This window comes from Pseudomonas sp. TMW22091 (genome assembly GCF_022496705.1).
Classification (GTDB): domain Bacteria; phylum Pseudomonadota; class Gammaproteobacteria; order Pseudomonadales; family Pseudomonadaceae; genus Aquipseudomonas; species Aquipseudomonas saxonica.
Window position 1 is genome coordinate 45,133 of sequence record NZ_SCFI01000013.1, and the last position, 23,009, is coordinate 68,141.

25 protein-coding genes and 1 tRNA gene are annotated in these 23,009 nt (G+C 59.5%); 11 read left to right on the forward strand and 15 right to left on the reverse strand.

Annotated elements, in window-relative coordinates; translation table 11 throughout:
- Nucleotides 1-2: 2 nt before the first annotated feature.
- The 3 genes from uvrC to EQV93_RS19665 all read left to right on the forward strand — a co-directional run bounded on the left by uvrC (nucleotide 3) and on the right by EQV93_RS19665 (nucleotide 2,559).
- A complete protein-coding gene (gene uvrC / locus EQV93_RS19655; RefSeq protein ID WP_240892250.1) occupies nucleotides 3-1,826 on the forward strand; it encodes an excinuclease ABC subunit UvrC in 1,824 nt (607 codons plus the stop codon).
- Between the two features lie 33 nt (nucleotides 1,827-1,859).
- Complete coding sequence (gene pgsA / locus EQV93_RS19660) at nucleotides 1,860-2,417, forward strand: CDP-diacylglycerol--glycerol-3-phosphate 3-phosphatidyltransferase (protein ID WP_122784402.1); 558 nt, start codon at nucleotides 1,860-1,862, stop codon at nucleotides 2,415-2,417.
- Between the two features lie 66 nt (nucleotides 2,418-2,483).
- A tRNA-Gly gene (locus EQV93_RS19665) sits at nucleotides 2,484-2,559 on the forward strand.
- A gap of 339 nt (nucleotides 2,560-2,898) precedes the next feature.
- Here the strand turns inward: EQV93_RS19665 and EQV93_RS19670 are convergent.
- From EQV93_RS19670 to EQV93_RS19680, 3 genes are all read right to left on the reverse strand, one after another.
- Nucleotides 2,899-3,837 carry a cyclase family protein gene (locus tag EQV93_RS19670; protein ID WP_240892251.1) on the reverse strand — a complete coding sequence of 313 codons (939 nt, stop codon included), beginning with the start codon at nucleotides 3,835-3,837 and terminating at the stop codon, nucleotides 2,899-2,901.
- A gap of 192 nt (nucleotides 3,838-4,029) precedes the next feature.
- Nucleotides 4,030-4,848, reverse strand: coding sequence for an alpha/beta fold hydrolase (locus tag EQV93_RS19675; protein WP_240892252.1), 819 nt, complete (start codon nucleotides 4,846-4,848; stop codon nucleotides 4,030-4,032).
- Nucleotides 4,849-4,968: 120 nt separating this feature from the next.
- Entirely contained in the window at nucleotides 4,969-5,865 is an 897-nt protein-coding gene (locus tag EQV93_RS19680) for a LysR substrate-binding domain-containing protein (RefSeq protein ID WP_240892253.1), read from the reverse strand.
- 105 nt (nucleotides 5,866-5,970) lie between these two features.
- Here EQV93_RS19680 and EQV93_RS19685 point away from each other — a divergent pair, with 105 nt between their 5' ends.
- The 4 genes from EQV93_RS19685 to EQV93_RS19700 are packed head-to-tail and all read left to right on the forward strand — an operon-like array spanning nucleotide 5,971 to nucleotide 9,144.
- Nucleotides 5,971-6,636, forward strand: a complete 666-nt coding sequence (locus tag EQV93_RS19685; RefSeq protein WP_122784398.1) for an RraA family protein — start codon at nucleotides 5,971-5,973, stop codon at nucleotides 6,634-6,636.
- Entirely contained in the window at nucleotides 6,636-7,301 is a 666-nt protein-coding gene (locus EQV93_RS19690; protein WP_240892254.1) for an RraA family protein, read from the forward strand. The genes EQV93_RS19685 and EQV93_RS19690 overlap by 1 nt, the downstream gene beginning before the upstream one ends.
- A complete protein-coding gene (locus EQV93_RS19695; protein ID WP_240892255.1) occupies nucleotides 7,298-7,933 on the forward strand; it encodes an RraA family protein in 636 nt (211 codons plus the stop codon). The genes EQV93_RS19690 and EQV93_RS19695 overlap by 4 nt, the downstream gene beginning before the upstream one ends.
- The gene (locus tag EQV93_RS19700) at nucleotides 7,930-9,144 is read left to right on the forward strand and encodes a pyridoxal phosphate-dependent aminotransferase (protein WP_240892256.1); all 1,215 of its coding nucleotides are present in this window, start codon (nucleotides 7,930-7,932) and stop codon (nucleotides 9,142-9,144) included. Before EQV93_RS19695 ends, EQV93_RS19700 begins: the two co-directional genes overlap by 4 nt.
- Before the next feature lie 72 nt (nucleotides 9,145-9,216).
- Here EQV93_RS19700 and EQV93_RS19705 read toward each other — a convergent pair whose 3' ends face one another.
- Both EQV93_RS19705 and EQV93_RS19710 read right to left on the reverse strand, forming a co-directional pair.
- Nucleotides 9,217-9,543, reverse strand: a complete 327-nt coding sequence (locus EQV93_RS19705; protein ID WP_240892257.1) for a hypothetical protein — start codon at nucleotides 9,541-9,543, stop codon at nucleotides 9,217-9,219.
- Between the two features lie 180 nt (nucleotides 9,544-9,723).
- Complete coding sequence (locus tag EQV93_RS19710; protein WP_240892258.1) at nucleotides 9,724-10,815, reverse strand: NADH:flavin oxidoreductase/NADH oxidase; 1,092 nt, start codon at nucleotides 10,813-10,815, stop codon at nucleotides 9,724-9,726.
- 85 nt (nucleotides 10,816-10,900) lie between these two features.
- Here EQV93_RS19710 and EQV93_RS19715 point away from each other — a divergent pair, with 85 nt between their 5' ends.
- Nucleotides 10,901-11,200 (forward strand): ArsR/SmtB family transcription factor, encoded by a 300-nt coding sequence (locus EQV93_RS19715; protein WP_240892305.1) that lies wholly within the window; start codon nucleotides 10,901-10,903, stop codon nucleotides 11,198-11,200.
- A gap of 424 nt (nucleotides 11,201-11,624) precedes the next feature.
- Complete coding sequence (locus EQV93_RS19720; protein WP_146426840.1) at nucleotides 11,625-12,905, forward strand: MFS transporter; 1,281 nt, start codon at nucleotides 11,625-11,627, stop codon at nucleotides 12,903-12,905.
- Nucleotides 12,906-13,696: 791 nt separating this feature from the next.
- On the opposite strand, the gene EQV93_RS19725 is transcribed toward EQV93_RS19720, so the two are convergent.
- Both EQV93_RS19725 and EQV93_RS19730 read right to left on the reverse strand, forming a co-directional pair.
- A complete protein-coding gene (locus tag EQV93_RS19725) occupies nucleotides 13,697-14,257 on the reverse strand; it encodes a nucleotidyltransferase family protein (protein ID WP_240892259.1) in 561 nt (186 codons plus the stop codon).
- Between the two features lie 58 nt (nucleotides 14,258-14,315).
- Nucleotides 14,316-15,173 (reverse strand): LysR family transcriptional regulator, encoded by an 858-nt coding sequence (locus tag EQV93_RS19730; RefSeq protein ID WP_240892260.1) that lies wholly within the window; start codon nucleotides 15,171-15,173, stop codon nucleotides 14,316-14,318.
- Nucleotides 15,174-15,282: 109 nt separating this feature from the next.
- Between EQV93_RS19730 and EQV93_RS19735 the strand changes: the two genes are divergently transcribed.
- Together EQV93_RS19735 and EQV93_RS19740 are read left to right on the forward strand one after the other, a co-directional pair.
- Nucleotides 15,283-15,942 carry an ankyrin repeat domain-containing protein gene (locus tag EQV93_RS19735; protein WP_146426842.1) on the forward strand — a complete coding sequence of 220 codons (660 nt, stop codon included), beginning with the start codon at nucleotides 15,283-15,285 and terminating at the stop codon, nucleotides 15,940-15,942.
- Between the two features lie 18 nt (nucleotides 15,943-15,960).
- Nucleotides 15,961-16,443 (forward strand): nucleoside deaminase, encoded by a 483-nt coding sequence (locus EQV93_RS19740; RefSeq protein ID WP_240892261.1) that lies wholly within the window; start codon nucleotides 15,961-15,963, stop codon nucleotides 16,441-16,443.
- Between the two features lie 18 nt (nucleotides 16,444-16,461).
- Here EQV93_RS19740 and gspD read toward each other — a convergent pair whose 3' ends face one another.
- From gspD to EQV93_RS19780, 8 genes are read right to left on the reverse strand one after another with little or no spacing between them, the layout of a single operon-like run.
- Nucleotides 16,462-18,717, reverse strand: a complete 2,256-nt coding sequence (gene gspD, locus EQV93_RS19745) for a type II secretion system secretin GspD (RefSeq protein ID WP_240892262.1) — start codon at nucleotides 18,715-18,717, stop codon at nucleotides 16,462-16,464.
- Entirely contained in the window at nucleotides 18,714-19,226 is a 513-nt protein-coding gene (locus tag EQV93_RS19750) for a general secretion pathway protein GspN (protein WP_240892263.1), read from the reverse strand. The genes gspD and EQV93_RS19750 overlap by 4 nt, the downstream gene beginning before the upstream one ends.
- Nucleotides 19,223-19,861 (reverse strand): type II secretion system protein GspM, encoded by a 639-nt coding sequence (gspM, locus tag EQV93_RS19755; protein ID WP_240892264.1) that lies wholly within the window; start codon nucleotides 19,859-19,861, stop codon nucleotides 19,223-19,225. Before gspM ends, EQV93_RS19750 begins: the two co-directional genes overlap by 4 nt.
- Nucleotides 19,851-20,882, reverse strand: a complete 1,032-nt coding sequence (locus EQV93_RS19760; RefSeq protein WP_240892265.1) for a general secretion pathway protein GspL — start codon at nucleotides 20,880-20,882, stop codon at nucleotides 19,851-19,853. The genes gspM and EQV93_RS19760 overlap by 11 nt, the downstream gene beginning before the upstream one ends.
- A complete protein-coding gene (locus EQV93_RS19765) occupies nucleotides 20,879-21,619 on the reverse strand; it encodes a general secretion pathway protein GspK (protein WP_240892306.1) in 741 nt (246 codons plus the stop codon). Before EQV93_RS19765 ends, EQV93_RS19760 begins: the two co-directional genes overlap by 4 nt.
- Complete coding sequence (locus tag EQV93_RS19770; protein WP_240892266.1) at nucleotides 21,598-22,209, reverse strand: prepilin-type N-terminal cleavage/methylation domain-containing protein; 612 nt, start codon at nucleotides 22,207-22,209, stop codon at nucleotides 21,598-21,600. Before EQV93_RS19770 ends, EQV93_RS19765 begins: the two co-directional genes overlap by 22 nt.
- Nucleotides 22,206-22,541 (reverse strand): general secretion pathway protein GspI, encoded by a 336-nt coding sequence (locus EQV93_RS19775; protein ID WP_122785601.1) that lies wholly within the window; start codon nucleotides 22,539-22,541, stop codon nucleotides 22,206-22,208. Before EQV93_RS19775 ends, EQV93_RS19770 begins: the two co-directional genes overlap by 4 nt.
- A gap of 29 nt (nucleotides 22,542-22,570) precedes the next feature.
- Complete coding sequence (locus tag EQV93_RS19780; protein ID WP_240892267.1) at nucleotides 22,571-23,008, reverse strand: GspH/FimT family pseudopilin; 438 nt, start codon at nucleotides 23,006-23,008, stop codon at nucleotides 22,571-22,573.
- Between the last annotated feature and the right edge of the window lies 1 nt (nucleotide 23,009).

Below are 23,009 nucleotides of genomic sequence, written 5' to 3' on the forward strand. Positions count from 1 at the left end.
AAATGACTGACGTGTTCGATGCAAGTGCTTTTCTTTCGACCTGTAGCGGGCGCCCCGGTGTGTATCGCATGTTTGATAGCGATGCGCGCCTGCTTTACGTCGGCAAGGCCAAGAACCTCAAAAAGCGTTTGGCCAGCTACTTTCGTAAAACCGGCCTGGCCCCGAAAACGGCGGCGCTGGTGGGGCGAATCGCGTACATCGAAACCACCATCACGGCCAATGAAACTGAAGCGCTGCTGCTTGAACAGACGCTGATCAAAGAGTGGCGCCCGCCCTACAATATTCTTCTGCGCGACGATAAATCCTATCCCTATGTGTTCCTTTCGGACGGTGAATACCCGCGCTTAAGCATTCACCGTGGCGCCAAAAAATCCAAAGGCAGGTATTTCGGACCGTATCCAAGTGCGGGAGCCATTCGCGAAAGCCTGAGTATCTTGCAAAAGACCTTTATGGTGCGTCAGTGCGAGGACAGTTACTTCAAGAACCGTACGCGTCCCTGTTTGCAATACCAGATCAAGCGTTGCAAAGCACCTTGCGTCGGGCTGGTTGACCCTCAGGTCTATGCCGAGGACGTGCGTCACTCGGTAATGTTTCTGGAGGGGCGCAGCAGTGCTCTGACCGACGAATTGAACAGCGCAATGGAGCAAGCAGCCAGCACCCTTGATTTTGAACGTGCCGCTGAAATACGTGATCAGATTTCCTTGCTGCGTCGGGTTCAGGATCAGCAAAGCATGGAGGGTGGAACCGGCGATGTCGACGTTATCGCGGCCTTTGTGAACCCGGGCGGCGCATGTGTGCATTTGATCAATGTGCGGGGCGGACGGGTTCTGGGCAGCAAGAATTTCTTCCCGCAGGTCGGGATCGAGGAGGAGGTGGGCGAAGTCATGGCCGCCTTCCTGGGGCAGTACTACATCAGCAGCCCCGAGCGCGATCTGCCGAGTGAATTGATCGTCAACGTGGAGCATGAAAGCTTCGGCGCCATTATCGATGCGCTTGAAGCCTTGCGCGGGCGAGAAATGGCCATCAGTTACCGTGTACGGGGCACTCGAGCGCGCTGGCAGCAGTTGGCCGTCACCAATGCGGAGCAGGCCCTGGCTGCGCGCCTGGCCAATCGCTTGCATGTCGCTGCGCGCTTCGAGGCATTGGCTCAGGTACTGAAGCTCGACGAGATCCCGCAGCGTCTTGAGTGTTATGACATCAGTCATTCCAGTGGTGAAGCCACGGTCGCGTCTTGTGTCGTATTTGGCCCGGAAGGCCCGATCAAGTCCGATTACAGGCGGTTTAATATCGAAGGCGTGACCCCGGGCGATGATTACGCGGCCATGCACCAGGCTTTGATGCGGCGTTTTAGCCGGCTCAAAGAGGGGGAGGGCAAGCTGCCTGACATCCTGCTGGTAGACGGTGGCAAAGGTCAGCTCTCGATGGCGCGTGATGTGCTCAATGAATTGGCTGTTCCAGATCTCATTTTGTTGGGCGTGGCCAAGGGCGCGACCCGCAAGGCGGGTTTTGAAACCCTTTACTTGAATGACGCAGCCCACGAATTCACATTGAAAGGCGATTCCCCGGCTTTGCACCTGATTCAGCAGATTCGCGATGAGGCGCACCGTTTTGCTATTACCGGGCACCGGGCGCGACGGGGTAAAACTCGACGTACTTCAACCCTGGAAGGCATTGCGGGCGTAGGCCCCACTCGTCGGCGTGATCTTTTGAAACATTTTGGTGGATTACAAGAGCTGACTCGTGCAAGCATCGAAGAGATCGCCAAAGCACCGGGGATCAGTAAAAAGCTCGCAGAGTTGATTTATGCAAATCTGCACAGCGAGTAGAATGCCCCTCTCACCTCGTAGCCAGTTGTGCCGATGAATATCCCTAATTTGATCACCGTACTACGCGTTCTACTGATTCCTTTTTTCATATTGCTGTTCTATCTCCCTTACAGCTGGAGTTATGTGGCCTCCAGTTCAGTCTTTGCCTTTGCGGCGGCGACCGACTGGCTTGATGGTTACCTTGCGCGTCGGCTTGAGCAAAGCACACCGTTCGGTGCCTTTCTGGACCCGGTCGCCGACAAACTGATGGTGGCTGTTGCGTTGGTTTTGCTGGTGCAAGAGCATCACAACGTATGGCTTACCCTGCCAGCCGCAGTGATCATAGGCCGGGAGATTGTCATTTCAGCCTTGCGCGAATGGATGGCTGAGCTGGGTGCTCGTGCCCAGGTCGCAGTGTCGAACATGGGTAAATGGAAAACCGCCGCGCAAATGCTGGCGCTGGTGATTTTGCTGGCCAATCCTTCTGACTTCAGCTTTTGGGTGTTGGTGGGGTATGCATTGCTACTCGTGGCAGCGGGGCTGACCTTGTGGTCGATGCTTCAGTATTTGCGTGCGGCATGGCCTCACTTGAAGACGACCTCGACGAAATAAATAAAACTTTTTGAATCAAAGGGTTGACGCAAACTTTCAGTTCTATAGAATGCGCACCACCAAGACGCGGGAATAGCTCAGTTGGTAGAGCACGACCTTGCCAAGGTCGGGGTCGCGAGTTCGAGTCTCGTTTCCCGCTCCAAATAAAGATCTACAGAGTTGCACGCAAGTCTGTAGATCATCAAAAAAAGACGCTTCGGCGTCTTTTTTTCGTTGTGCCTGATTCCATCGTAAGCCAAGGGCATCTGGACGAATCCAGTCCATTATTGGGATGGCTTCGAGAGCGGATTGTTGCCGGTACCCAACCAGACTTTTGCTGAATATCTAGCCCTGAACTCAACGTTCAGGAGGATAAACTACGGCTCCAGCCTGGACGCGATGGAGTTGCCCCGCGTTTTAACCGGTTTATCCTGGCAGGCAGAGTGGTTGACCCCGTGCGCTGCGACGATAAACGCAGTGCACAGGGGCAGCGGCAAAGAAATCAGTAAATGGCAACTGGGTTGATGTTGACCTGAGTGGAGCCAACGTACAGCGGTTGGCCGAGCACGAACAGGAACTCCCAGACCTTGTCGCGCACCAGTGCACGGCTGTCGATCAGTTCCAGGTTGTAGATGCCGCGCTTGGCGAGCATGTACTGGTTGACCGGAAACTCGTCATCACCCTGTGGGCTTGGATAGACCTCAGAGGCCCAGGTATCGCCGCCGAAAGCAACGATGCCTTGGTCAGCCAGCCACTGTGCGGCTTGCATGCCGATACCGGGCTCCACTTCGAGGAATTGCCTGTTGTCCTTGCCGATCAACTCCAGCCAGCCGGTGTTGAACAGCACCACATCGCCCTTGCGCAGGGTCAGGCCCTGCTTTTTCAAGACGGCCTGGATATCGGCCACGCTGAACTCAGTGCCACCGGGCACAAAAGTCTTGTTGTAGTAGGCGGTCATGTCCAGCACCACGCCGCGAGTCACCATGGGCGGCACCTTCTCGACACCCAGTTTGGTGACGCCATCGATCGTCACGAAATCGGCGGCCTTGTTGCCGTTGTAGTACACATTGTCGATGCCGATATGGCCGATACCGTTCAGTTGGGTGCCCACACCGGTCCACGCATTAACCAGTTCATCGTTGAAGGTGAACTTGTTCGGCCCCAGCGACTTGCCGGCCTGTTGTCCGACCTGCACGTTGTACAAGTGGAAGCTGCGATGGCGGTATGCCGGAAGGTTTTTGTCCACGGGCACTGCCAGGGGATACGTCTTGCCCGTCTTGACCAGCCCGACCGCTTGCTTGACCACCTCCGGCGTCAACAGATTTGCTGCACCGATTTGATCGTTGGCACCGTATTCGGAGGGGTACCAGTCGGCTGCGTTAGCGGCCTGTATGGCCAGCGGCAATAAGGTCGCCAAGGCCATTTTTGAAAAGAGTTTCATGGTGTGATCCAGTGTTTTAGACAATGGATCGGAGTGTGCGGTGTTTACATCTGTGGATTAAGCCCTGTCTTAGTCAAATTTATTTGCTTTGAAATCAACAATGAAGGCTGGGCGAGCCCCAGCTTGCGGGCTGCTCGTAATGTGCAGGCTCCCCATCGCTCTATGACGGGAAACGTGTGCGTGCGGGGTGGCTCAGGCTTCGCTGCTCAAGCGTTGCAGGTAGGCAATACCTTCCCACATCGCGCTCGGGTTGGAATACATGGGGAAATGCCCGCAGTGGCTGATCTGCGCCAGATGTACGCCTTGACTCTGGATAGAGGCCAAGTAGGGCAGCGAGCTGTTCTGCTCGCCGTACATGAACATGCGCGGGCAGGGCAGCGCGAGAAACCTGCTCATTAACCCGCCGTGATCCGACAGCCTCACCATTGATTCGAAAATCCCCCGCACTGCGCCGGCACGCACCTTGTGCCGCAGGCTGGCGGCATACAGCGCGCTGGCGTAGGCCGGCGCGTGTCGGGTGCGTTCGATAAAGTCATCAAAAAAACGCTCAGCGTCATCCTCGGCATACTCGTGAATCTGCCGACTCAGAAAGCAGTCGTGTGGATCTATATTGCCTTCGATATTGACGAAACTGAGCACTCGCTCTGGATGCTGATGGGCCAGCAGCAGCGCTGTCAGGCCGCCCATGGAATGACCGACCAGATGGAAGCGCTGAATGCCGAAGTGCTCCAGCATCGCCAGGGCCGTCTTTACCAGTAAAGGAATGTCGATACGTGTCAGGTCTGAGCAGTCGGTTTCGCCACAGCCCGGGGCGTCGTAGGCGAGGAACCCATGCCCGTTGAATGCGGCATACCGGACAACGTCGGCATAGTCTTCCTTGGTCGAGCCGAAGCCGTGGAGGAACACGACAGGCGCTTTTTCGCCACTGCGATACAGAGCCGCAACGTTGAGGCTGATACCGTCGACCTTCAGCGGCACGAGGGCTCGGGAGAACGCTTGTTGAGTGGACACCGGTCTGGCTCCTGAGGCGGGAAATTGTCGGGGGGGCGGACTCTGAAACACGCTGACCGTTCTGTAAATTCCTGATCCAGTAATCCATCCATAGGCTGAACCTATGGAAGAGAACGCCTGCTATTTCGCGTCAGCCGGCAACAACGCCAGCAGCGCGTCTACCAACGGATTGGCGCGAGCGCCATTCCACACGACCGCGGCGGTCACCACACTGAGCCGGGGCGTCAACGGCTTCAGTATCACGTTGTCCGGGGCCAGCTTTTTCATCGAGGCAGGCACCAGCGCTACCCCTTGGCCGCAACTGACGAAGGCGATCTGTGAGGTGACCGAGCGGACTTCGTGCAACACCCTTGGGGACAGGCCATGGGCATTGCACACGCCGATCAGGTAGTCGAAGTAATTTGGGCTGACCTGGCGTGAAGACATCACCATCGGCTCGTCCACCAGATTGGCCAGGGTCAGCCGTGTGCGAGCGGCAAGCGGGTGGTCGCGTGGAATGGCAACCGCCAGGCGGTCCTCGGTCAGCGACAGGCTGCGTATATTTTTGCCGAGGTTGCCTTCAAGACGGGCAAAGGCCAGGTCGATATCGCCGGTCTCCAGCGCCGTGATGGCTTCAGCACTGTCGATTTCACGCACAGTCACCGTGATCTGCGGGTGCTCAGCCTTGAATCGGTCTATCAGCGGTGGCAGTACATCAATCATGGCTTGAGTGATGGCGCCAATGGTCAGCACCCCGGCCTGACCGGAAACGGCTTCGTGTACCGCCAGTTCTAGCTGCCCAAGTTGCTCGGCGAATTTGCGCACCGCAGGCAGGATGGCAGCGCCTGCCGGAGTCAATCGTGCGCCCTGACGCGAGCGCTCGAACAATTTGGTTTTCAACGCATGCTCAAGGATCTGAATCTGTTCGGTCAGCGGCGGCTGGGACATCCCCAGGCGTTTGGCTGCGCGACTGAAATTCTGCTCCTCAGCGACGGCAAGGAAGAGCCAGAGGTGCCGGATCAGGCGGAAATTGATCATGTTTTTTCCATAGGTTGGGCGTATGAAAGACTTAGTTGAATAGGAATATACCTATGGAATGGGTCTGTCGATACTCGGGCCTCCACACCACCAGGTCAGCCATTCATGAACACCTCCCACCTCCTGGAGCGCTTGTCCGCTCTGGACACCAATACGGTGTCCGACGCTTTGGACTTCCTCGGCATGCGCGGCGCAACCTTCGGTCTGCTGCCGCTGTGGAACTGCCCGAAGATCACTGGCCGTGCCAGCACCGTGCAATTGGGCGCCAAACAGGACGCAGCGCCGACTGCGCATCTTATTTCCCCGGTAGTGGCGCGTATCGATACCGATGACCGAGTGTTGGTCATTGCCGGTGGCGCAGAAGGTGTCTCTTGTTGGGGCGATATTCTGGCCAATGCTGCGCGCATGAAGGGTATCCGCGGTTCAGTGCTTGACGGGTGCAGCCGCGACATTAAGGGCAGCGAGGCCATTGGCTATCCGCTGTACGGCCGTGGGGTGACCATGATCAGCGCGCGCAATCGTCTGGTGCAGGTGGATGCCGGTTGCGCCGTGAGCATGGCCGGAGTGACGGTAAAGGAAGGTGACTATGTGATGGCTGACGAGTGCGGCACTGTGTTCGTGGCCGCCGAGGTCATCGACAAGGTGCTTGAGCTGGCTGAGCGCATTGACCGACGTCAGGCGGCGATGGTCGATGCCATCAGGGCCGGATGCTCGGTCGAACGTGTGATGCACGACAGCCAATTCGAAGCCATCAACTCTGAGTACGCCTGATGAATATTGAAGACAAAGCACTCGTCGCGCTTTTCGAGGGGCTGGACACCCCGGCCGTTTCCGATGCGCTGGACACACTGGGCTTGCCGGGGCAGTGCCTCAATATCATGCCGCTGGCCAATTACACCCAAGTCATCATCGGTCCGGCATTCACTGTGCAATACGTCAGCGCCAGCAGCCCGCCCGGCACCGTGGGCGATTTTCTCGATGAGGTGGCGCCCGGCGATGTTGTGCTGATCGCCAATGACGGGCGCACGGACTGCACCGTGTGGGGCGACATCATGACCCAGTTCGCCTTGGCACAAGGTATTGCGGGCAGCGTGATTGATGGTGTTTGCCGTGACGTGAGCAAAGCGCTTGGCGAAGGCTACCCGCTGTTTACCCGGGGACGCTTCATGCGCACCGGCAAGGACCGGGTCGAAGTGGTGGCGGTTAACCAGCCGGTCAGTATCGGCAGCGCCCGTGCTTGCCCCCGCGACATCGTGGTCGCCGATGCCAATGGCGTGGTGGTGGTGCCGCGTGAGCGAGCCCGAGAGGTGGCGCAACGGGCCCGACGGATTGAGCAGGTGGAAGCGCAGATTCGCGAACACCTCACCAGCGGTAAAACGCTTAAAGAAGCCCGGGCGTTGCTCGGTTATCACGGCCTGCAAAGGAAATCGCAATGAGCCCTTATGACATTGAAACAGTCGCCCCGCGCGCCAAAGCGCTCGGCAGTTCGACGCTGTACGAAGCGTGCGGTCTGCCAACGGCGGTAGACCCGGCAATCCGCCCCGTCTGGCGGGGTGCCTTGATTGCAGCGCCGGCTTTCCCGTTGGCGTGTGCGCCGGGCGACAACCTGGCGTTGCATCTGGCGTTGGAGCAGGCCCCCCGAGGCAGCGTGCTGGTGGTCAGTGCCGGCAATTACATCGCCGGGTATTGGGGCGAAGTGCTCACCGTCGCGGCTCAGGCTGCTGGCGTGGTGGGCCTGGTGATTGATGGCGGGGTGCGTGATATTCAGGCCATCGAGCAGCTCGGTTTCGCGGTGTTTTCGCGCGGGGTGTCGGTCAAGGGCACCGTCAAGGCTACGGCCCTGTCGGTAGGCCAGCCCATGTTCTTCAACGGGGCGCAGGTGGCGGCCGGTGATCTGGTCGTCGCCGATGCCGACGGCATCGTGATCATTCCTCAGGTTGAGGTGCCGCGCACTTTGGCTGAGGGGCAGGCGCGTTTCGACAAAGAGGCACGGATGATGGCGGCCCTGCGCGAAGGCCGTACCACTGTCGAACTGTTGGGGCTCAAACGCCCAGAGGTGATTCAATGAGTGGCGGCGATCAGCGTCTCAATCACCGCCTGGCGGCGGCTCAGCCATCAGCGACTTACCGCGTCATGGACAGGGTCGCCCAGCGCCGCGATCAAGGTCACTGTGTTCTTTCCTTGTGTGCAGGCGAGCCTGACTTCGATACTCCGCAGCACATCCGCCAGGCGGCCATTGCGGCCATCGAGGCAGGCCACACGCGCTATACCCCAGTGGCCGGTTTGCGTGCCCTGCGCGAGGCCATTGCGGACAAGTACCGGGTCGAGAATGGTCTGTCTGTCAGTTGGCAAGACACACAAGTCAGCAGCGGTGGTAAGCAAGTGATTTTCAATGCACTGGCCGCCACCCTCAATGATGGCGATGAGGTCATTATTCCGGCCCCGTACTGGGTCAGCTACCCGGAGATGGTGCAACTGTGCGGCGGCCGCTCGCGCATGGTCACCTGCGGCGCCGACTGCGGCTTCAAGCTGACCGCAGCGTCGTTGCGCGCAGCCATTGGGCCGCACAGCCGCTGGCTGATTCTCAACTCGCCGTCCAACCCCACCGGTGCCGTGTACAGCCGAGAAGAACTGCACGCACTGGCTGAGGTGCTGCTGGAGCATCCGAGCGTGTTGATCCTCTCTGACGACATCTATGAGCACCTGATATTTGACGGCCGACCCTTTCACACCCTGGCCCAGGTGGAGCCGCGTCTGGCTGAGCGCACCCTGACCATGAACGGAGTCTCCAAGGCTTACGCCATGACGGGTTGGCGCATTGGCTTCGCCACCGGGCCGCGCTGGTTGCTGGACGCTATGGAAAAACTGCAAGGCCAGCAGACTTCCGGCGCCTGCTCGATTTCTCAATATGCGGCAGTGGCCGCACTGCGCGGGCCAAAGAACTTTCTCGACGAGAGCCGCCAGGTATTTCAGCGTCGCCGTGACCTGATGGTGGCCATGATAAATGACACGCCGGGGCTGTACTGTGCTGTGCCGCAAGGGGCGTTTTACGCGTTTGCGGATTGCGCTGCGCTGTTGGGCAAGTATTCACCGGGCGGGCGAGCCCTGCACAGCGATGAAGACGTTGCGCTGGCTCTGCTTGAGGAGGCGAATGTGGCCGTGGTGCCGGGCAGTGCTTTCGGGCTGGCGGGCTATATCCGCATTGCCTATGCCCTGAATGACGACGCGTTAAGCCATGCCTGCCTGGCGATTCAGCAGTTCTGTCGCGCAGTACGATAGGGGCATGATCACGGCTCAATACAAGGGCTGGCGATTATCCTGCACGTGGTCAAACCCCTTTATGGATGTTGTTCACACGCATTCTTTGGCGATTTGCACAAAGCCAGGCGCCAGGAGACTGCGCTGATAGATCACGATTTTTGTGCCGGAGCTGACTTTATACAGTTCGACGATATTGTCCGCCGCCACCGGGCTGCGCACCACAATTCTGGAGTGGCGATTACCCTCTGTTAAATCAGGCGTAAAGGCTCGCTCCTGTAGTTTTGGTGTCAGGCAGGCGGCATAGGCTTGAGGGGTTTTATCGGTGTTGAGTGTCAAAGTGGGCTGGTTTGGAGCGCTGGCGCACCCGGCCAGTAAGGAAAGCAACAGCAGGGGAGTGGTAACGACGGCAGTGCGCATGGGCAAAAACTCTTGGCCTGTAGGCGGGGGAATTGGACGGCATTAAAAGTTCGTCATTATCCGGGTCAGGCAAAGATTATAAATAGCGCCGTTACGATGGTGATTATCGACTCAATCGATGAAAGGACCTGTCATGCATAGGCAGAACTGCCGCTGACAGCGCGGCAGTCTGCGGCTCAGTTACCGATAGCGCTCAAGCCAGTGAGCGTAAGGCGCGGGCAATGTCCACGAGGCGTTGTCGACGCCCAGCTCCTTGGCTGCGAAATAAGTCCAGTGCGGGTCAGCCAAATGCGCGCGCCCCACGGAGACCAGGTCAAGTTGTCCGTTTTGAACGGCCGCCTGAGCCAACTGCGGTGTACCAAAACCCCAGGCGGAGGTCACAGGCAGCTCGGCTTCCCGGCGAACGCGCTCTGCGACCGGGCCCATGAACGCCGGGCCCCAAGGAATGTTGGTGTCAGGAATGGTGAACCCGACGCTCACGCTCAGCAGGTCGAGACCACCGTCCTTGAAACGGCGCGCGAGGTCGATCGATTCGGTCAGTGTCTGCTCGTCGCGGCCATCGTACTCGATGACACCAAAGCGGGCGGTCAGGGGCAGATGTTCCGGCCACACCTCACGCACGGCAGCCAACGTCTCCAGCAGAAAGCGGCTGCGGTTTTCAAAGCTGCCGCCGTAGGCATCGGTGCGTTGGTTGGAATGCTCCGAAAAAAAGCTTTGGCCCAAATAGCCGTGGGCAAAGTGCAGTTCGATCCACTCGAAACCGGCTTCGCGAGCACGGCGGGCCGCATCGACGAAGTCCTGACGTACCCGGGCAATGTCCTCAAGGGTCATTTCCCGTGGCACCTTCGGCAGATTGGCGCCGTACGCAATGGCGGATGGCGCAATGGTTTGCCATCCGGCAGGGTTGCCCTCAGGGATGTGATCATCACCTTCCCAGGGGCGGTTGGCGCTGGCCTTGCGACCTGCGTGTGCAATCTGGATACCCGGCACCGAACCGGCCGCCTTGATCGCTTTCACGGCGGGTACAAATGCTTGAGCATGTGCGTCGCTCCAGATGCCGGCGCACCCTGGTGTGATGCGCCCCTCAGGAGAAACCGCAGTGGCCTCAACGACCACCAGGCCCGCGCCGCCTCTTGCCATACTGGCCAAATGCACGAGGTGCCAGTCATTGACCATGCCGTCCACGGCCATGTACTGACACATCGGCGGAATGGCGATACGGTTCCTCAAGGTGACGTCCTTGAGAGTAAAGGGCTCAAATAGTGCAGACATGGGTTGGGTTCCTCGTAGGTTAATTCGCTTGTTCGATAGTATTCGAAATATGGCGACAATTGAAACCTTTGGTTATCATTCGGCCATGCGAGCTTTCAAACACCCCCTGCCTTCCGATTTTGTCCTTGAGCGGTTGCTGTACGCCTTGAGCGACCCTGTGCGCATGGACATTGTCCGCTATCTCGCTGGAGTCACCGAGGCCACGTGCGGCGAACTGGACGGTGGTCGCCCCAAGTCCAGCATGTCCCATCATTTCCGGGTCCTGCGCGATGCAGGGCTGGTGCAGACGCGGAATGTGGGCACAACGCACATGAATTCCCTGCGCGCGGATGAACTCAACAGGCGATTCCCGGGGTTGCTGGCATGCATTATTGCCCAATCCTGAATTTCACTAGCTGTCAGACGGTTTAGCTCTGTCTTTTGCACGACTGCGAAGCTTTCTAGGGCCTTGAATCAAGCCGTTTCGAGTGTCGTGCGGTTCAGAGCGGTTATCGCGCTGAGGTATTTTAGTCGAGCCTGCGGAGCCTGCTGGTCACTGCAGTGATATTCGTCGAAAAAAGCCACTGGGGCTCTTCTTCTTGTGCCTGACTGCGGCTACCATGCGCGCCCTGATTTTGTCTGCCCGGTCAATAACGAGGTGCGCGTCCAGCGCGTCTTGAACCTTGCCCGCACCTCGAACGCCTCGACTGTGGCCTCGAGCCACGCACAATCACACATGTACAAATCCCCCCGCCCGGCGTTGCCGAGAGGGGTCGCTGTGCTGTTGCCCGTTCGAGGGTTTAATTGTTTGTTGAGGTCTTGAGTTCATTATGTCTGTGCAACTGTTAGCGATGGCGCTGGCACCGTTACTTGGGCTGTTTATCATCAGTATCGGCAACGGCATGCTTTCGTCGTTAACGACACTTCGTCTCGATTCGTTGGGTGAGTCAGCCACGATGGTTGGCATTGTCTCGTCCGCGTACTTCATCGGGCTGACATTAGGCTCGATTTTCAATGACCGACTGATCGTGCGCATCGGGCATATCCGCGCCTACAGCTGCTTTGCGGCCCTGATTGCCACGACGATTCTGTTTCAGGGGCTGTCTTCTGACCCCTGGACGTGGTTTGCCCTACGCCTGATTAATGGCTGGGCCAGTGTGGGTGTATTTCTGGTGGTGGAAAGCTGGTTATTAATAGCCGCCGACCCCAAGATCCGTGGTCGCCTGCTGGCCCTGTACATGATCGCGCTCTATGGTGCGGGCTTGTTGGGGCAGGCCAATCTGGGGGTTATTGCGCAGACCGGCGACACCATTCCCTTCATGATTGCGGCCATTCTGGCCTCATTGTCGATGCTACCGATTGTGATGATCCCGCGGGTGACGCCCGTGGTCGAGCGAGCGGAGCCTCTAATGCCTTGGCAGTTATTGCGTGCCACGCCGACCGGAGTGATTGGTTGTTTCGGTTCGGGTCTGGCCATTGCTGCGGTCTACGCCTTACTGCCGCTGTACCTTCAGCGTATTGGCCTTGATGTTACTGAGGTCGGACACATGATGGCCTACGTGATACTCGGTGCAATGCTGCTGCAATACCCGGTTGGGCGCTGGTCGGATCATCAAGACAGGCAACTGGTCTTGATCGTGCTGGCTGCGGCCTGCGCAGTGCTGTCGTTGATTATCCTGTTCCTACCGCCTGGTTCACCGTTGTTGATCGTGGCTTTTTTCCTGCTGGGTGGTGGTATTTTTGCGATCTACCCGGTTGCGGTCAGTCACGCTGCAGACCACGCGTCGTCCGGGGCCATCGTGCGGATGATCCAGGGCCTACTGCTGATCAACTCACTAGGGTGTGCCATCAGCCCTCTGGTGATTTCACCGTTGATGACCAAAGTGGGCGAAGGCGGATTGTTCTGGGCGTTGGCAGGGTTGAATGCGGGGCTTGTGGTGCTATTTATCTGGCGTCGTGGCCAGCGTTCAGAGCCGGTGACGGCAGCGCCCTTTACCGCAGCGGCGCAGATGTCGGCAGTGGGTGTTGAAATGCGTGTAACCGAAGACCTTGCCCAAGCTGTATTTGATCATGAGCACGACGGCGAAGAAGAGCAGAGGCAAGCCGGGTAGGGGAGGGGCGGCTCTAGTATTTTTTCATGAGCGCAGTGTGCTCTAAACCGCTTGTGATCTGCTTGTGATCTGCTTGTGATCTGCTTGTGATCTGCTTGTGATCTGCTTGTGATCTGCTTGTGATCTGCTTGTGATCTGGCTTGTGATCTGGCTTTTGATCTTGATCTACCGCCCCTTTCGGGAGGCCGAGTGGAGGTTCTGCGGAGTGGGTCGACCGGCATGGATGCCGGGAGAGCTGCGATCGGGCCAAGGATGGCCCGTCGCAGCGTGCCCACGGAGCGGGACCGGAGCGAGGGGCACCTGAGCGCAGCGAGGGCCGTACGCAGGGGCAAGGACCTTTTGCTTACTTTTGGGGCTGTTTGCCAAAAGTGAGCCGCCGTAAGGGCGGAACCCGTAGAAAGCCGTGATACATGAAATGGATATGTACGCGGTTTATATAGCTGGAGCACTGAGTACATATCCATTGGATGTGTAAATACTTTCTACGGGTTTCGCCCTTACGGCGAGGCACTTTTGTCAAACAGCCACAAAAGTACCCAAAAAGTCCTTGCCCTACCATACGGCCGGGCTCGCCTAGGCTCGCCCGGTGCCTTCACTCCGGCACTGTTATGGGGGCCCGCCGCGACGGGCCATCCTTGGCCCGATCGCGGCTGGCTCGGCGTCCTGCCTCGCCACCCCCATAACAGCACCTGCGTTCAGCCTCCTGTGATGGGCCCCAGTGTCGCCCCCACTGTTTCGGTGGCAGCAGTGAGATTGTTTTGAAGCTAAAAGCTAAAAGCAAGAAGCTAGACCTACTGCCCATCTGTTCCCATCAGTGACTGGACATACTGCAAGTCGTCCACAGTATCGACATCCAGCACGGTGCCTCTATCCGCCAACGCAACCCTAAGCACCTGATTATTGGCTCGATGAGCCTCAACAATACGTGCCGCCCCACGCTCACCAGAGAGTTGCGCCAACTCAATGAAACACTCCGCGCCGAAGGCCACCGGATGGCCCTTTTGCCCATTCCAGGTGGGCACCACAACAAGCGCCGAACCAAGACCTTCAGCGACGCTGCGCAGACTCATGGCGCTAATCAACGGCAAGTCGCCGGGCAAAATCAGCCAGCCACCCGCGTCGGGCGTGGCCCGCACACCGGCAGCGATGGAGTCGCCCATGCCCTCGCCATCGGCCTTGGTCACTACATGCCACGGCAAACCAGACGCTTGGGCCGCGCGAATGACATGATCAAGTACGGTGAGCCCGCACAACGGTGTCTGCAGCTTGTTCAGTGTGCCACCCGACGCGATAAACCGCGTTGAACGGCCCGCGGCAAGGATTAGGACGACAGGCGAGTGGGGCGTGATCATGGGAAGACCTTGTTGATGATTTTTTGAAATGTTCAGGCTTGACGATGGGGCCATTGGACTAACCCCTGGCAGCCAGTGTTTCGCAAAGTGTCACAAGTTGCAGTTTCAGCAGGTTACCCGCATGGCTGAGTCCCTGCTGGCCGTAGAGCGCCAAAAATACGCCCTGAATATCTGGCAGGGCACTGTCCGCTTCCAGCACTTTATGCTGCGCATTGATGACTCGCTCTGGCAGCAAACTGATACCCAACCCAGCAGCCACGGCAGCACAAACGCTGGCCAAGCTGGCACTTGAGTAACTGATGCGCCAGTTCCAGCCACCCATTTCCAAATGATGAAGCATTTCATTGCGGTACAAACCGTCTACGGGAAAGGCCACCAGAGGCAAGGGCTCACGTCGCAACGCGGGGGTTGAACGGCTATCCACCCAACACATGCGCTCTGGCCAGCATCCCAGGCAATCTGTGCCCGGGCCCATCTGTTTGACCAGCAACAGGTCGAATTCCCCCTGACGATACAGACGCATCAGATCCGGGCCCAAACCGCTGGTGACTTCAAGTCGTACGCCCGGATGCTCCAGACCGAATTGCGCGAGGATGGGCATCAGGCGTTCAGCAGCAAAGTCTTCAGGCACGCCCAGACGTAATACCCCTTCACTTTTCAGATTGGACAGCACGTCGCGGGCTTCTTCTTGTAGCGCCAGGATGCGTCGCGCATACGCCAGCAGGCGTTCGCCCTCGGGGGTGGGCATGACCCGACGCTGTTCGCGGTCAAGCAATTTGCACCCAAGGCTGTCTTCCAGACGGCGTATTTGCTGGCTCACCGTGGACTGGGTGAGGTGCAAGCGCTGCGCCGCGCGGGTGAAGTTGGCGCAGTCCACGACCGCAATAAAGCTGCGTAGCAGAATAGGATCGAACATGGGTACCGCCATTCGCATAGCCACTGGAAGGCATGTTTATATTTAATTTCAGAATGCTAGTAGGGCTGACCATACTGGCTTTTCAATTCGTTGATAAGAGGCAGAGACCATGGCGGGGGTAGTCGGTAAAAAAGCGTTGCTGACGGCCGGACTGTTGATGGCGGGGGTGGTCATGGCAAGCGACAAGCCTCTGCTCACGGCTGTAAAAGACGGTGAGCTGGGCAGGGTGCAGCAATTGATCAGCGAAGGTGCCGACGTCAACGTCCGCACACTGGATGGCAGCAGTGCACTGCTGCTGGCCACCCGCGCCAATCAGATCGACATCGCTCAGGCACTGATCGCGGCCGGTGCCAACGTTAACCAGAAGAACCTCATCCACGACAGTCCTTACTTGTTAGCAGGTGCCAGCGGGCACAATGAAATTCTTCAACAGGTTCTGGCCCATGGAGCCGACCTCAAGAGCACTAACCGCTATGGGGGCACGGCGCTGATCCCGGCGTGTGAGCGCGGTCATGTTGAAACCGTTCGCCTGCTGATTGCCGCCGGGGTTGACCTGAACCATGTCAATCGACTGGGCTGGACCTGCTTGATGGAGGCCATCGTGCTGTCTGACGGCGGGGCAGACCATCAGCACATTGTCAGCCAGTTGATCGACGCCGGTGCCGACCTTGACCTGCCCGACAGCAACGGCGTGAGCCCGTTGCAACAGGCGCAAAAACGCGGTCAGAACGAGATTGCCCTCATGTTGCGCAACGCTGGTGCACACTGATTGATGACGGGAGTTTGTATGCATAACGATGAGTATTACTTGAACCGGGCCGTGGAATTGGCGGCCAGGAATGTGGCTGAGGGTGGACGGCCCTTTGGTGCCGTGCTGGTGAAAAACGATCAGGTCCAGGTTGAAGCCGTCAATAGCATTCATCTGAGCCAGGACCCCACCGCGCACGCTGAAATGCTGGCGATACGCAGTGCCAGCCAGCAACTGGGAGCGCGTCTGGACGGCTGCGTGATCTACGCCAGTGGCCAGCCATGCCCCATGTGTTTAAGCGCAATGTACGTGTGCGGTATTTCACGGGTGGTGTATGCCGCCAGCAATGAGCAGGGCGAACCTTTCGGGTTATCTACCGCCGCGATTTACCGGCAGCTGGCGCAGCCCTTGAGCGATCAGGCGTTGCCACTGCAACACCTTGGCCGGCCTGCCATGATCGGGATTTATCGCGACTGGCAGGCTCGTCAAGTGCAGCAGGCCCGAGACACGGGTTGCGAATAATCAGGCGCTGGGCGTGCTTTATTGCGTCGGTTTGATCAGTTGCAACTGTTGGCGGTAATCATCCGTCACCTGTCGCGCCTGGCTATTGCTGGTGACCACGCGCGGGGTGATCAAAACGATCAGCTCCGTGCGTTTTTTGCTTTTGCTGGTTGTGCCGAACAACCAGCGCAACCCCGGAATGCGCCCCAGGTACGGCACCGTTGACGCCGTGTCGCTGTTGTCCTGTTTGATCAGCCCCCCGAGCAATACCGTCTGGCCGCTTTGGACCGCCACTTGAGTGGATACCGAACGGGTGGAAATACGCGGGTTGCCGTTGTTGTCCGAGGTGGTGCTGGTGTTGGCGTCACTGACCTGCTGCTTGATGTCCATGTACACAAGGCCACCCGGATTGATGCGCGGCATGACATCCAGAATGACCCCGGTCTGCACGTATTCAACGCTGCTCAGTGTGGTGTCCGAGACGTTGGTATTGACCGTGGTCTGGCTGATGGGAATATTGTCACCGACCTGAATCTGCGCCTGTTGGTTGTTCATGACCACCAGCGACGGTGCAGACAGCACTTGTGTTCGGCCGTTGGTTTCCAGCGCATGCAGCGCCACTTGCAAGTTGCTGCTGACGAAGGAATAGAACAACGAGTCGGTTGCACCCAACCCCGCACCGCCGCCACCCAGCGCACCCTGACTGCCGGAGGCATTGGCCACGGTGGTGCTGGCGGAGTTGCCGGCCAGACGACCCAGATACCACTGCACGCCAAGGTCAAGCTCGCCGCTGAGGTTGACTTCGAGAATCCGTGTTTCGATCTGCACCTGCATCGGCGCATTGTCCAGGCGTTTGACGGCCGCTTCGATCTCGGCCCATTGCGCGGGGCGTGTGCGTATCAGCAACTGGTTGCTGCTGACCTGCGCCGTAATGCGCGTGCTGTTATCCAGGCGTTGGCTGGCGCCCGCCTCGCTACTTGCAGTCTCAATGCTGGTGCCTTCCATGCCCCCGGCGTTATCGTCGACCACCTCACTTTCGCTGTCATCCTCGCTCTGTTGCAGTTCACCCTGGCTGTCGTTACTGGCGTTAAGGCCCATGCCGCTTGTGCTGCTGGCGCCACCCGAGAGAGAGGACAGGGAACGGGTGCGCAAGCCGGGCGCGACCTTGGCCGCGCTCTCATCCTTGATCTGCCCGTTGCCGTAGATCTGGCGCAGGTATTTGGCCAGATCAGCGGCCTTCATGTTGCGAACGTCGTACACGTACATTTGCGGCTCATTGCCGCCACCCTCATCAATGGTATGAATCCAGTCACCCACTTCGCTCAGGTAGCGCGGTTGCGATGAGATGGCCACCACCGAATTGGTTCGTTCTATGGGCAGAAAACGCACCATGCCCGCCAACGGCATGCCGCTGTCAGGACCGAAGATTTTTTGCAGTTGCGGCATCAACTCACCCACGCTGGCCCGTTGCAAGCCATACACGCCAATAGACATGCCCTTGAGCCAGTCAACATCGAAGGTGTCGATGGTGTCCTGATAGTTGGCCAGCTCATCGGGTGTGCCGGCGAGGCTGAGCACGTTGCGCGCCGGATCGACCAGCAAAAAGGCGTTGTCGCGGGCGAAAGGCTTGAGCAGTTTCTGCATCTCGGTGGCCGAGATGTAATGCAACGGGAACAGCCGCGCCGACAGGCCAGTGGAGGGGCGTGCCACGGGCATCTCGGGCACCAGTTTGCCCGCCACCGCCTGATTGGCGGGCAGGATCACGTATCGGCTGCCCTGACGGATCATTGCGTTGTCGGTCCATGACAGCAGGGTTTCCAGAATCGACAGCGCCTGTTGCTTGTTCACCGGCTTGGACGTCGAGAAACTGACCTCGCCTTTGACGCCCTGATTGATGCTGTAGTTTTCGTGCAACAAGTCGCCCATCACGCTGTTGATCACGGCTTCGATCGGCTGATTGGTGAAGTTGAAAACAATGTCGCCGCTTGCGTCTGCGGGGCTGTTTGCAGTTGAGGAGGATGCCGCCGGGGCGGGAGGGCGGACAAATGTCTGGTTGCCTGTTTTGATCTGCTGGCGCGGTGAGGCCTTGGCGCTCGCGCCGGTCGGCGGTGGCAGTCGATCAGGTTCGCTCAAGGGCGCACGCTGCGACCCGGTGCCCTGGAGTGCTTCCTGCATCAGCGCCGGGTCGTTTTCAAAATGCTCCGGTGTGGTGGCGCAACCGGCCAGTGCAACTGCGGTGGCCAGGCACAGCAGGGAGCTGCGCAAACGGGGAAACTCAAGGTAGCGATTGTTCATGGTGTGGGTACGTCTGGAAGGGTAATTAGGGGCGCTTTCGAGGGGGGCGGAAGGCGCAGCAGGGGCAGGCGCAGTTCGCGCGTCTGGCCCTGATGACTGAAGGTGGCGTGTTGTGGCGAGGCGCCGGTCAGCGTCCAGCCGTTATCGAGCGTGCTGCCGACGGCCAGTTTCAGGGTGTGTTTGTCTGGCATGCGCAACAGTACCCACTGCGCTTGCCCGGTGATGATCACGCCCGTGAGGCGGACTCCGTCGAGCGAGCCCTGGCCTTTGCCGGTGATCAGATCGGGCCTGCGCTGGGGGCTGAACATTGACTGTTGCCAGGTCAGTGCCAGCGCTTGCGAAGGCAGGGGCCGAAGGGCTTGGGGTGGCTTGACCGGTGCGGATTGGCGTGGGGTTCCAGCCGGCAGCCAGTCAACGGTCTGGCCCGCTCCCATCAACAGGCTGAGGGCCGTGGCGGTGAGCAGGGCTGTACTGATCAGTAGCACGAGAGGAAGACGGTCGAACCTCATGCTTTAGGCTTCCCGGTCGTGACAGGGCGGCGTTCTGGCTGCGTCGGTGCCTGTTGCAGATAACCGCGCAGCAGCAGATGCACTTGCAAGCGTCCGGCGCCGCCACTGGTGGGGGCTGACGTGGCGCGACGCAGGCTCAGGTTATCGACGAACAGAAAGGGTTGCCCGTATTCAAAGTCGTGCAGCAGGTTGGCCAAGGGTTCCATCGCGCAGTCCAGGGTCAGACTGACTTTTACCTGACGATACGGTTCGGTGCTGTCGTGCTCCGGTGTGATGGGCATGCGCTGCGTAACCTGACACCCCGGGCCTTGGTTGGCGTGTGCCTTGACCCGGTCGAGGCTGTATTGCATCAGGTCGGCGGCCACTGCACTGGGGTCTTCGCCGGGCAGCAGGCTGGAGCGGCTGGACGGGTCGCGGCGCGCGGCCTGCAATTGTTGTTGCAGGCCGGTGCGTTGTTGCACGATCCCGGCATAGCGTTGCTGTTGCGCACGCAGTGTGTCGGCCTGTTCCTCAAGGTCATTCAACGGGTCGAGAAACCAGCTTTGCACCAGCAGCCACCAGGCGGCCCAAAGCAACAAGGTCAGCACGATCAAGGCCGCACCACGGCGCTCGCGCGGGGTTAATTCACGGCGCATCAGTGGCCTCCTTGCGCAGTTGCGCGCGCAGGGAAAACCGCTCTTTGCCGGTGTCGGCATCGGGCTGGATGATGCCCTGGAACTGCACGTCACCGAGGGTCTTGCAGTCCTTCATACGGGTGATCAATGCGCTGGCCTTGGCGCTTTGCCCGGAAAGGGAGACGCCACCGCCGTCAGCGATTTCCAGTTGTTCGACCCAGGTGTCGGCACCGAGGCAGCCGGTGAGGTCGACCAATACACTGGACAGGGTTGGCTGCGCGGCTTTGTTGCGGGCCAGATACTGTGCGGCGCCCTGGGTATTGCTCAATTCGCGGCGCAGGTTTTGCACCGCCTGCACCTCTTCGCGCTGTTCCTCGACACGCTGCTGCATGGCTTCGACCATGCGTGTGCGTGCATTCAGCCAGAGCGCCATGCAACTGATCAGCAACAGGCAGCACGCCAGCGCCAGATAGCGGGGTAATCGAGCGTGTCGGCGGCGCGGTGGTTTCTGTTCAGTGGGCAACACGTCAACGCCCAATAGCCGGCCATCGTCATCGAGCCCGTCGACGGCATGCAACGCCAGCCCTTGTGCCGTGCAGGCGTCGATCACCGGTTGCAGCCGTTCGCGCAGAATCGCGACGAGCAGCACCTGCGCCTGCGCCCCGAGCTTGCCGGTGACACGGGCGACGTAGTGCATCTGATCGCGAGGGTAGGGCGTGTATTTATCCAGCTCAAAGCCAATGACGCTGTGCAGATCCCGCAAGGCCGCGGTGGGCAGCAACAGCGTCTGGGTCAGCAGCATGTTCACCGGCAAGACCAGAATCAGCCGCTCGTTTTCATGCACATCAATCGGCCCGGTCAATGGCCAGTGGATCAATCGCTCGTTTGCCTGTTTGAATAATCGCGCCCGCGCAGCCGCAGGTAACAGGGCGTGCAGTTCGTTCAGCCATGCCAGCCATAACTGTCGGGCACGGCTGTCCCGCCATTGGCCATTTAGGTCAGCCTGGAGCGGGGCGAGTCGCTTTGAAAGTAAGTGCTTCATTCTTGCCAGCGCAGGACCCGGTAAGGCCTCACACCCTCCTTCGATGGGTTCAGTAACAGCGTGACGCTGAGCGTTTTGCTAAAGCCGCCGGGTAATGTCGCCCGGCTTTGCAGGGTAATGACGGGGCCAGCCTCTGTGGTCGTAGCGCTGCTTTGAGGCAGTTTCAGGGCACGGCGTAACCAGGGCGAAGCCAGGCGCGCATCCGGTGCGGGCAGTCCGCTCCACAGGGTCAGGTGCGCACTGGCGCAGGTGTAGCGGTGCTGATCCATGCCCGCCAGTTCGCGCACTTCCTCAATCGTGCGCAGGGGTGCCCGCTCGCCTCTACGGCGCTGGTTCAGGGCTTGCGACAGTTGCGCGGATTGCTCGGCCGAGCCGCCGCAGGCCACTACCAGCCGTGCCAACGAGTCGACGGGAGCTGCGTTAATGTCCAGTTTTCCCGCTTCGCTGGTCAGGCTGACCGCCAAAGAGGCTTCGTCAAACTGCAGCGCATGCGGCTGACCGTCTGCACGCCAGTGGCGCACGGGGTCGCGGTCCAGTTGCGCCAGCACTGCCATCCCGATGCCCGCTTCGGCCGCCAGCAGTGCCTGGGTCTGTTGGCGCTGCCATAAGGCTTGCCGATTTTGCAGATGCACCCAGCCCACCAGTCCGGCCAGCAAGGTGCTCAGCAGCGCCAGCACCCATAGCACCAACAACAGCGCCACACCGCGCTGGCGCTTCATAACGTTCGAGCCTCTGATGCCAGATCAAGGCGCAGGTCGATACTTTGCAACGGCCACGTCACCGGCCCTGCCAGCTGTACATCGACGCGCACACTGATCGGCAAGCGTGCGGGCCAGGGCCAGTGGTCCAGCCAGTCGGTGGCCTCACCTTTGGGCGAGATGCCGCGATAGCTGAAGTTCACGCTGTGCACTTGATGCAGCAGCACCTGCGGTTCTTGCGCAGGCAGCAAAGCCTGATTGCGCAGACGTTGCACAATCACCTGCAACCGCTGACCCGCCGCCAGCGTCACGCTGTAGCGATACAAACCGCCGCCCAGATGGGACGAGAGCGGCGCGTAAAAATGCACGCTGTGTCGCTCGCCGACGAACACCGGCGCCTGCGTAGCATCGGGGCCGGAGGCTGCCAGCGGTAACGTCTGGCCGATGGCGGTGTGCAGAAAGTTCTGCGTGGAGCGCACTTCATCCAGTCGCGTGCTGTAGCGTTCGGCCTTGACCATCGCTCGATTGGCGCCGGTGATCGCCCCTGCAATCAGGGCCAGCAAAATGCCAAGCAGGCTCAACACCACCAGCACTTCGAGCAACGTAAAACCTTGCGCAGCACGCTTCATGGGTTCACCCCCGAACCGGCGCTGCGCACTTGCAGCGTGCTGTAGTGCGCGTGCCGAGTGCCGTCGCTGAGCTCAAGCTCGAGTCGCCAGGCCGTAAGCGGGGCATTGCCTGCCGCTAGCGCACTGACATTCAGCCGCCACGTCACCCCCGACCAGCGTCCTTCCGTGACGCCTGCCTGCAAGCGGCCCACGTTGGCTTCGGCCATCAGTGAGCGCGCTGTCAAGCTCAGCCGATCACTGCGTTGTGCCTGTTGCAGGGCGCGGGCGCTCTGCCCGAACGCGGCCACCAAAACACTGCTGCACACCGCCAGCACGGCGAGGGCGGCAAGCATCTCCAACAAGGTAAAACCTCGCTGGCCGTTCACTTGAGCGCACGCAACTGAACGCTGCCGGTAAGCCAATTTATATCGACCCGCCACTGTTGGGCGTCGCGTGTCAGCAACAGATTGCCGCCGCTAGAGCCGCCATCCGGGTAAAACTCAAACGCCGAACCGAGCCCTTCTGCGGTGTGCAGTTGCACGTGCATGTCTGCGGGCAACTGCCGGACTTTTTGCAGGGGCCCCTGAAAGCGGCCGCTGTTCAGATCAAAACGAGTCTGCGCCGGCTGCCCCGTAACGATGGCCTGAACCCGTGCCGCGCGCAGCGCATGAACCACCTCGCTCAACGCGCGGCGCTCATGGGCGCTGTGCAGGCCTTTGCCCACGCCTAAGCCCACCAGCGCGATGCTGATGCCGATCAGGGCAATCACCACCAGCAACTCGAACAGGGTAAAGCCGCGCGCGCGGGGCAGGGGGCGCATG